This window comes from Lawsonibacter sp. (assembly GCF_022777125.1).
GTDB classification, from domain to species: Bacteria; Bacillota; Clostridia; order Oscillospirales; family Oscillospiraceae; genus Lawsonibacter_A; species Lawsonibacter_A hominis.
Genome location: NZ_JALFGV010000146.1, coordinates 1 through 2,464 on the forward strand (window position 1 = coordinate 1; position 2,464 = coordinate 2,464).

General features: G+C 63.2%; 4 protein-coding genes. 3 read left to right on the forward strand and 1 reads right to left on the reverse strand.

All coding sequences use genetic code 11. The features are described 5' to 3' along the window. Positions 1-105 (forward strand): IreB family regulatory phosphoprotein (locus tag MR825_RS12035; protein WP_287880917.1); only part of this gene is annotated, 105 nt, incomplete at its 5' end. 43 nt (positions 106-148) lie between these two features. On the opposite strand, the gene MR825_RS12040 is transcribed toward MR825_RS12035, so the two are convergent. Then, the gene (locus MR825_RS12040) at positions 149-817 is read right to left on the reverse strand and encodes a Crp/Fnr family transcriptional regulator (RefSeq protein ID WP_186907068.1); all 669 of its coding nucleotides are present in this window, start codon (positions 815-817) and stop codon (positions 149-151) included. Between the two features lie 86 nt (positions 818-903). Between MR825_RS12040 and MR825_RS12045 the strand changes: the two genes are divergently transcribed. Both MR825_RS12045 and purE read left to right on the forward strand, forming a co-directional pair. After that, complete coding sequence (locus tag MR825_RS12045; RefSeq protein ID WP_186907067.1) at positions 904-1,593, forward strand: ATP-binding protein; 690 nt, start codon at positions 904-906, stop codon at positions 1,591-1,593. A 318-nt stretch (positions 1,594-1,911) separates the two neighbouring features. After that, positions 1,912-2,406, forward strand: a complete 495-nt coding sequence (gene purE, locus MR825_RS12050; RefSeq protein WP_186907066.1) for a 5-(carboxyamino)imidazole ribonucleotide mutase — start codon at positions 1,912-1,914, stop codon at positions 2,404-2,406. The last annotated feature ends 58 nt before the right edge of the window (positions 2,407-2,464 follow it).

Sequence of the window (2,464 nt, forward strand, 5' to 3'; positions counted from 1 at the left end):
GACCCCACCTATATCACCAACTACAACAACGCCCGCGCCCTGATCCGCAAGCTGGATCGGGACGAGCTGCTGCAGGAACTGGTAAAGCAGTATCTCAGGGACTGACATCACCGATAAAAACGGCCGCACGGAAACCGTGCGGCCGTTTTTATCGCCCGGGATGCAAGGTGAAGCGGCTGCGTTCGAACTCCAGCAGTCCCTCCGAGCGCATACGCCCCAGCTCCCTTGACAGGGCGCTGCGGTCCACGCACAGGTAGTCCGCCAGGGCCTGGCGGTCAAAGGGAACGGTAAAGCTGTCCTGTCCGGCGCGGAGCGCCTGCTCCTCCAGATAGGCCGTCAGCTTTTCCCGGATGGTGCGGGCGGACAGATACCGAATATTCCGGGAAAGCTGTAGATTCTTTTCCGCCAGCAGCGTCACTAAATTGCGGATCAGCCGGGCATGAAAGGGACACGCCCGCTGGCAGGGCTCCAGCAGGCGGCGTGCGGGCACCAGCAGGACGGTGGTGGGTTCGAGCGCATAGACCGACACCGCCAGAGTGTTGTCCTGCGCAAAGGCGTAGGCTTCTCCAAAGAGCTCCCCCGCCTCCAGCCCCGCCAGGACGATCCGCTCGCCGGACGCGTCCTCCCGGCACACCTGCACCCCGCCGGACAGTACGCAGCCCAGCGCCGCGGCCTTCTCCCCCGCCCGGAACACCGCCGCTGCTTTCGCCGCGCACTTCACACGGGCGGCCAGGCACTCCAGGGCCTCCATCAGCTGCTCCTCCTCCAGCCCCGCGAACAGGGGCACCCGGCGCAGCACCGGCAGATACTGGCGCATGTTTTTCCCTCCATTCGTTGCAGATGCAACATACAACTCGACCTCAGTATAGTATACTCTCCTTACAAAAGCAAGGAGGAATCCCCATGAAACGCAAAATCATCAAAATCGACCCGGAGCTCTGCAACGGCTGCGGCGCCTGCGCCTCCGCCTGCCACGAGGGGGCGATCCAGATGGTGGGCGGCAAGGCCCGCCTCACCCGCGAGGATTACTGCGACGGTCTGGGCGACTGTCTGCCCGCCTGCCCCACCGGGGCCATTACGTTTGAGGAGCGGGAGGCGCCCGCCTACGACCATGCCGCCGTGCTGGCGGCCAAGGCGGCCCGGTCCGCCGGCGTGCCGCCCTGCGGCTGCCCCGGCAGTCAGAGCCGCGCCCTGCGCCGGGACGGCGCCCCCGCCCCCGCCGGCGAAATGCCCAGCCAGCTGCGCCAGTGGCCGGTACAGATCAAACTGGCGCCGGTAAACGCCCCTTATTTTGACGGCTGCGACCTGCTGATTGCCGCCGACTGCACCGCCTACGCCTACGGCGCGTTCCACCGGGACTTCATTGCCGGACGGGTGACCCTGATCGGCTGCCCCAAGCTGGACGAGGGGGATTACACCGAAAAGCTGGCCGCCATCCTGGCTGCCAACGAGGTCAAAAGCGTCACGGTAGCGCGGATGGAGGTTCCCTGCTGCGGCGGCATCCAGCGCGCCGCCGAAACGGCGGTGGCGCGCAGCGGCCGGGACATCCCTCTGCGCACCGTGGTGGTGGGCACCGACGGGCGGCTGCGCTGAAGCATTCTTTGTCTCCGCCTGACACACACTTTACAATCCCCCTTCCCTTTTTGCTCCCGGAAGTTGTCTAAGCCTACGAAATTCGATTTTCGCCCTTGCAAACCCCCGGCAAATCCGATATATTGTAGGCAGATAGAAGACGAGGGGGTACTTGGATGGCGGCGGTGCACATGACGCGCTCTGCGGCCCGCTGCGGTCGTTGTGCCAGCCTGTCCAATTTTGAACGGTAACCCATCAGGGTATCCTTATCATGGATACCCTGATTTATTTTTTCTTTTCCTCAAAAATCGTTTGGCATTTTAAGACTGGAGGATCTGTATGAGCAAAAAAGTTGCCGTCGTCATGGGCTCGGACAGCGACCTGGATACCATGCGCGCCTGCATGAAACGCCTGAAGGCGTTCGGCGTCCCCTTTGAGGTACACGTCATCTCCGCCCACCGCACGCCCGCCGCCGCGGAGCAGTTCGCCTCTTCCGCACGGGAGAAGGGCTTCGGCGTCATCATAGCCGCCGCCGGTAAAGCCGCCCATCTGGCGGGGGTCCTGGCCGCCTATACCACCCTGCCCGTCATCGGCGTGCCCATCAAGACCTCCATGATGGGGGGGCTGGACTCTCTTTTGTCCATGGTGCAGATGCCCAAGGGCATCCCGGTGGCCTGCGTGGCCGTGGACGGGGCGGACAACGCCGCGATCCTGGCCGCCCAGATGCTGGCGCTCTCCGACGACGGCCTGTCCGGAACGCTCTCCCAATTCAAGACCGATATGGCTCTGGAAGTTATGGATAAAGATCAAAAAATTCAGATGGAGGAATTTTAGCATGGCTTACGAGAAGAAAGAGCAGCTCTACGAGGGGAAGGCCAAGAAGGTCTACGCC